The sequence below is a fragment of the Embleya sp. NPDC005971 genome (genome assembly GCF_040629175.1).
GTDB lineage: Bacteria > Actinomycetota > Actinomycetes > Streptomycetales > Streptomycetaceae > Embleya.
This window is the reverse complement of sequence record NZ_JBEXUX010000142.1, coordinates 1-6,051: the sequence shown is the minus strand read 5'-3', so window position 1 is coordinate 6,051 and position 6,051 is coordinate 1. Positions and strand designations below refer to the sequence as shown.

Annotated in this window: 8 protein-coding genes; 2 read left to right on the top strand and 6 right to left on the bottom strand. The window is 67.7% G+C overall.

The window, feature by feature from the left end; translation table 11 throughout:
• Together ABZ374_RS47740 and ABZ374_RS47735 are read right to left on the bottom strand one after the other, a co-directional pair.
• Window positions 1–861 (bottom strand): helicase associated domain-containing protein (locus ABZ374_RS47740; RefSeq protein ID WP_360324891.1); only part of this gene is annotated, 861 nt, incomplete at its 3' end.
• A gap of 184 nt (window positions 862–1,045) precedes the next feature.
• A complete protein-coding gene (locus ABZ374_RS47735) occupies window positions 1,046–1,351 on the bottom strand; it encodes a hypothetical protein (RefSeq protein ID WP_360324889.1) in 306 nt (101 codons plus the stop codon).
• Between the two features lie 89 nt (window positions 1,352–1,440).
• On the opposite strand from ABZ374_RS47735, the gene ABZ374_RS47730 reads away from it, so the two are divergent.
• Window positions 1,441–2,421 carry a nucleotide kinase domain-containing protein gene (locus tag ABZ374_RS47730; RefSeq protein ID WP_360324893.1) on the top strand — a complete coding sequence of 327 codons (981 nt, stop codon included), beginning with the start codon at window positions 1,441–1,443 and terminating at the stop codon, window positions 2,419–2,421.
• Window positions 2,422–2,458: 37 nt separating this feature from the next.
• Here ABZ374_RS47730 and ABZ374_RS47725 read toward each other — a convergent pair whose 3' ends face one another.
• From ABZ374_RS47725 to ABZ374_RS47710, 4 genes are read right to left on the bottom strand one after another with little or no spacing between them, the layout of a single operon-like run.
• On the bottom strand, window positions 2,459–3,274 hold the full coding sequence (locus tag ABZ374_RS47725) for a thymidylate synthase (RefSeq protein ID WP_360324886.1): 816 nt from the start codon (window positions 3,272–3,274) through the stop codon (window positions 2,459–2,461).
• Window positions 3,275–3,309: 35 nt separating this feature from the next.
• Window positions 3,310–4,218, bottom strand: a complete 909-nt coding sequence (locus ABZ374_RS47720) for an ImmA/IrrE family metallo-endopeptidase (RefSeq protein WP_360324883.1) — start codon at window positions 4,216–4,218, stop codon at window positions 3,310–3,312.
• A complete protein-coding gene (locus tag ABZ374_RS47715) occupies window positions 4,215–4,625 on the bottom strand; it encodes a helix-turn-helix transcriptional regulator (RefSeq protein ID WP_360324881.1) in 411 nt (136 codons plus the stop codon). The genes ABZ374_RS47720 and ABZ374_RS47715 overlap by 4 nt, the downstream gene beginning before the upstream one ends.
• On the bottom strand, window positions 4,622–4,915 hold the full coding sequence (locus ABZ374_RS47710; protein ID WP_360324878.1) for an acyl carrier protein: 294 nt from the start codon (window positions 4,913–4,915) through the stop codon (window positions 4,622–4,624). The genes ABZ374_RS47715 and ABZ374_RS47710 overlap by 4 nt, the downstream gene beginning before the upstream one ends.
• Window positions 4,916–5,079: 164 nt before the next feature.
• Between ABZ374_RS47710 and ABZ374_RS47705 the strand changes: the two genes are divergently transcribed.
• Window positions 5,080–5,892, top strand: coding sequence for a nucleoside triphosphate pyrophosphohydrolase family protein (locus ABZ374_RS47705; protein WP_360324876.1), 813 nt, complete (start codon window positions 5,080–5,082; stop codon window positions 5,890–5,892).
• Window positions 5,893–6,051: the final 159 nt, after the last annotated feature.

The following is a 6,051-nucleotide window of genomic DNA, read 5'->3' as shown; positions in this document are numbered from 1 at the left end:
GCACACCACTCGAAGCCCTGCAAAACCACCACGAGCTCGGACTCGTCGCATAAACGGACAGCGAACAAGGCGTCCGGAAAACGCGGGGCACCTCACTGCGCCGTACGACCCATCGGCGCCCACCCCGACACCCGGCCCACCTCCACCCGCCGCTGCGCCGTCGCCGCCCTCGAGGACCACGGGCGGGTTGTGGGTCTGCTGCCAGTGGCGGAGGTGGTTGAGGTGGCGCTGCCAATCGATCGACCACTCCTGCGGGTTCCACTCCGGGTCGATGGCGGCGAGTTGTTCGGCGCGTTCCGGGTGGCGTTTCATGCCGTTGCCCTGGCGCCATTTCTGCAGCTGCCGTCCGATGGGGAAGCCCTCGATGATCGCGTCGACCGGCGCGGCCAGCCCCACATGCAGCCGGGCGTATTCACGGGCGTGGGCCAGGGCGTCCCGCCACCCCCGGTCGTAGGCGTCCCACACCATCCCCAACGCCTCGAGCTCGGCGATCTGCGTCCGATCCAGCCCGCCGCCCGCGTACGCGCGCCGCATCTCCGACACCCAGCCCCCCACGGGGAAGGTGACGCCGTGCGCGTCGATGTCGACCGTGTGCAGCGGGATCTCGAGGTTCCCGAACCGCTCCCGATAGCGTTCCGCGGCGGCGAGGCCCCGCAGCCAGTTGCGCCGTTGCGGGTCCAGGACACGAGTGCGCACGAACCGCGCCAGCTGGACCGGGTCGCGCCGGGAGGAGAACCACACCAGCGAACGACGCCCCTCGAACCCACCGCCGACACCGGACTCGTCGTCCTCGACGTCGAACGGGCGGGCCGCCTCCTGCGCCGCGCCGTCGACCTGGGGTACCGCGAGGATGTCCACCACGTCGGTCCCGTGGGAGCGCAGCGCGTTTATCTGGAGGTGCGTTTCGGGGAGGGCACGTTTGGTGGGGTCGGGTTTCCCTGGGGTGTTGCTTTTCGTGGTCGGTGCAAGGTCGGGGGGTTGCGGTGGGGCGGGTTCGGGACTCGTGTCGGGGCGGTGGAGGTGTCGGGCCCGGTTAGCGGTGACCTCAGGGTGCGGGGGTTCGTTGGTCCTTGGTGCGTGGGGGGCCGGGGTTGCGGATGGTCGGGAGGTCGTCGCGGTCGTTGCCGGTGGTGAGCGCGTCGGCGGGGAGTCGTCTGTAGTCGCGCAGGAGTTCGGCGAGGACGCTTGGGTCGGTGTCGGCTGCGGCGACGAGGGCGGCGAGCAGTTGGGAGCGTGAGGCGGGTGTGCCGCCGGCGGTGGCCGCGCGTACGAGGACGTCGAGTCGGCGGTCGACCTCTTCGGGCCAGGTGATCAGGGCGTTTCGGCGCGGCTGACGGCACAGCAATTCCATTGCTCCCCCTCGTGACAATCAACCTATAGCGAATATATATTCCGGGCATGGTGCCTCTCCTGCAAGACCGCCGGGCTCGGGTTTCCTCGGTGTCCGGGGCGAGCGTGTTGCGCGTGGGCGGGCGGGAAGTCCGTCCGACGGCGGTTTTCGACTCGTACTGGCGGTTCGCCGCGGCGCGCCAGGCGGTTTACACGGCGCGGCTCGAGGGGCGCGGACAGCCGTGGACCGACGATCCGATCCTGTCCCGGTACCGCTTCACGAATTGCTTTCGTGCGGCGGATCGGGTGAGTCAGGTTCTGATCGCGGACGTGATCTATCGCGGTTCACAGGAGTGGGAGGAGGTCTTCTTCCGCACTCTGCTGTTCAAGGTCTTCAACAAGGCTTCGACGTGGGCGTTGTTGGAGGACGCCTTGGGTGCGATCCGGTGGGACTCCTACGACTACCGGTCCTACGACGCGGTGCTGTCGTCGGCGTTCGCGCGTGGGGAGCGGCTGTACTCGGCCGCCTACATCGTGCCGCCTCCGCAACTGGGGGAGGAGCGCAAGCACCGGAACCATCTGCGGTTGTTGGAGATGATGATGGTCGCGGGCGCCCCGGGGCGGGTGCTCGCCGCGCCGACGATGCGCGACGCGTACGAGGTTCTTCTCGCGTTTCCGGCCATCGGCCCGTTTCTGGCCTACCAGTATCTGATCGACCTGAACTACGCGGCGCAGATGCCGTTCTCGGAGATGGATTTCGTGGTGCCCGGGCCGGGGGCGAAGGACGGGATCCGCAAGTGTTTCGGACGATCGGCGGACGGGATCGAGGCCGACGTGATCCGATACATGGCGGACAGCCAGGAGGAGCATTTCTCCCGGCTCGGTTTGTCGTTCGGCGGCCTGAAGGGTCGGCGGCTGCAACTCATCGACTGCCAGAACCTGTTCTGCGAGGTCGACAAGTACGCGCGGGTGGCTCACCCGGAGATCGCGGGAATCAGCGGGCGCAGTCGTATCAAGCAGGCATACCGCAAGGATGCTGCGCCGATCACGGCTTGGTTCCCGCCGAAGTGGGGCCTGAACCCGGTCCACTGAGCCGGCTGTTCGTGCCCCACCGGAACATCGTTGCGGATCAGGCGGCGAGCATGGGTGGGGTGGCGGTGAGCAGCGGACGGATGCTCGTGATCGGGCCGTCGAGCTGCGCGTAGCCGGCGAAGACGGTCAGGGTGCCCTGTTTGAGGCCTGCGTGTCGGGCGATGTGCGCGCTCAGGCGCCCCAGTCCGAGGTAGTTGCCGTAGGCGCGTTCCAGCATGAAATGGCTGCGGTAATAGGCGGCGGTGTGCAGGGTGCCGTGGCGGTCGAGTTGGAAGGAGCACATGCTCAGGCAGGGGAAACCTCGTATGAGGTTGTCCCGTTCGGTGGTGTGCACCAGGGCGTCGGCCGTGGCGGACGCCTCGCCGGTGTCGATGTCCGAGGGATGGGCGACGTCCACTTCGTAGGCGGCGGTCATCGGCGCGCGGGTGGCTGTCTGTCGGGTCAGACGGTCGATGATCTTGGCGATCTGGTCGATGTGCCCGTCGGTTCCGGGATAGGCGATCAGGCGTCCGAAGTAGGTGTCGCGGTGGTTGCCCGGGAAGCGTCGCGCGGCGGGGTAGAGGGCGCGGTAGCGGTCGGCGAGTTGCTCGTGGGAGGCGCATCGGGCACCGAGCGACTGCGGGAAGATCGTGTTCGCGACCGTCTCGACGGGTTTGTAGGTACCGGCGGGAGCCGCGTGCGCGCGGACGCGCTCCAGGTCCTTGCGGAAGGCGGGATCGTCGGCGGTGGCGTCGGCGATGCGGACGACGGTGTGGTAGCCCGTGCGTGCCCCGTTCCCTTTGCGGTCGAGGGCGTTGCAGGCGGCGATCCAGGCCCGGGTGACGTCGGGGCCTTCCACGGTGAAGGTGTGCATCGAAGCTCCTTGACGTGTTCGTGGAATACGAGGGGTCAGGGCCAGATCTCGTCGATGCCGCTACGGGGCGACTCCCGTACGAGGGTCACCTCCAGCGGCTCGTCGGTTCCGGGCACCGACATTGCCAATCGGCACTCGGTGTCCATGCCGTGGGTCACCTCCAGGATGGTCGGGTGTTCCAAGGAGGACGTGCCGATCCGGTCGCCGGGCTCGGGCCAGAGAGACAGAGCCTCGGGGAGACGGTCGATGAGGGCGCCCGGTGGGTGCAGCACCAGCAGGTCCGCCGCATCGACGTGCAGGCGTCGGCCGTGCATCCTCGTGGTGACTGCGTGGACGTGTGCGTCGGGGGACACGGCCGCGCCCCGGGTCAACGAGCGTTTCAGTGTGGCCGGGGTGATCTTGAGCCACTGCTCGGCCCGACCGCGGTCGACTTGGGACAGGCGTGCCAGGTGCCGCACGGTGCCGGTGTAGGAGGTACCCAGGGCACGGGCCAGGAGATAGGCGTGTTCCGGGGCGGTGGGGCGTCCGCCGGCGATTTGCTCGAGGGCTGCGAGTACGGCGGGTCGCGGCATCAGGAACCATGCCGCGAATGCTTCGGCGACCTTTTCCTCGTCCGGCCAACTGCCGTTGCCCCAGCGGAGCGAGGCGTCGAGTTCGTTGTCGTAGGCGCTGCGGTGTGCCAGCCGGTGGTGCCCCAGTTCGTGGGCGGCGGTGTGTCGTTGCGTGATCACGTCCAATCGGGCGTTCAGCAGCACGGCGGGTCCGCCGTCGTCCGGCGAGTGGTAGACGCCGAACAGTCTCGGCATCGACTTCGCCATCCCGATCAGACCCGCCGCGCCCAACGCGCCGTGGACTCGGACGTAGGTGCTGCGGTCCACGTCCAGGTCGCGGTGTGCCTGGGCCGCTGCGATCCCCGCGATCCGGTGGGCGACGTCCCAGTTCACCGAGGTGGCTCCTCCGCTTCGGAGGACGCGGCCGCTTCGTCCGCTTCGGCCGCACGGCGGAAGCGAAGGTACTCGGCGAAGTCCAGTACGGCTTTCCGGTCGCCGTCCGTCAGCTGGGCCAGCGCGCGCGGAAGGCCTGCCAGCACGTGTTCGCCGACGTCGGGGTTCGGGTCCTCGGCGAGGAAGTAGGAGACGGGCCGACGGTACAGGCGGGCGAGCTTCTTCAGCTCCAGACTGTCGACGCGCCGTGCGCCGCGCTCGATGTCGCTGATGGCGGTGCGTGGCAGGCCGGTGTTGTCGGAGACGTACTGCTGTGACATTCCCAGGTAGTCGCGGGTGCGCTTGAGGCGTTCACCGAGCCGTTCCAATTCGGGGTCGCGGGAACGGGGGACGGAGGGCGGGGTCATGGGGACTGCCTTTCGATGATCACGTTCAGGACCGCCTGGGCGAAAGCGGTGACGGAACGGGTGGCTCGGGCGGCCTCCGCGTCGGCGGGGACGGCGATGCCGTAGTGCTCCTCGACGCGCGTGAGGATCTCGACGACGAGAATGGAGTCGACGGGCAACTCCTTTCCGCCCGACTCCAGTTCGGACCGCACCTCCTCCACGGGACGGCCTTCGAGTTCGGCGAGGAAAACGATGATCACGGTGACGATGCCGTCGATGCTCGGCGGAACCGGGCTCAGGACCTTCCCCAATCGTCGGAATTCCGGACGGTGCTGTCGTAGTATACGACAGATGTTGGATGATCCGACAGAGTGTCCCAAGAACCGACGCGAGGAGTGGCGTGGACTTCCAGAGCTACCAACAGGCAGCGGTCAAAACACTTCGACCCCCTGCGCCCGGAACCGACCCCGTCCTCGTGCCACTCCTCGGCCTGGCGGGCGAAGCCGGGTCCTTGGCCACCGTCTACAAGAAGCAACTGCGTGACGGCCCCGCCTACGAGCAGGCCAAGCAGCAACTGCGAGAAGAACTGGGCGACGTCCTGTGGTACGTCGCAGCCCTCGCCCACAACTTCAACCTGACGCTGGAAGACATCGCAGCCGCCAACCTGGAGAAGACCAAGGACCGCTGGCGCCCCACCCCGACCGACGAACGCACCCGCTTCGACGAGGACTTCCCCGAAAACGAGCAGATCCCGCGCAAGGCCACCCTCACTTTCACCCCCACCACCACAGAGGGAGGCCGCACCCACATCGTCCTGACCCGCGCCGACGGCACACCCGCCGGTCACCCCCTCACGAACGCCTCGCGCGTCGACGACGACTATCGCTTCCACGACGCCTTCCACCTGGCCCACGCCGCCGTCCTGGGCTGGTCGCCCGTCACGCGTTTCCTGCTCGGCCGCAAACGCAAGAGTCGGCCCGACACCGACGAAACCGAAGACGGCGGCCGTGCCATCGCCATCGAGGAAGGCATCTCCGCCCTCGTCTTCTCCTACGCCGCGCGCCACCGATACTTCGATGACGTGCACCACATCGACCAGGAACTGCTCACCACGATCAGCCACATGACCGCCCACCTGGAAGTCGGCGCCTGTCGTGCCGCCGACTGGGAACGCGCCATCCTGACCGGATACACCGCCTGGAAGCAGCTTCGCGTCCAAGGCGGGGGCACCGTCGAACTCGACCTCGACCGTCAAAGCGTCACGGTTCTCCCCAACGACACCCCCTGATCCATCCTCGCGATCTGCCCCACGGGTACCCGGGGGAGCGCGGATGAGGGACTGTAAAACTAACGGCTCTGTCCCGTAATCGGTGGTGACCAAGGGTGACAGAAGTCGTTGGCATGGTGTGCGTGATGTCAACGAGCTTGTGGGTGTGGTGTTTTCGGG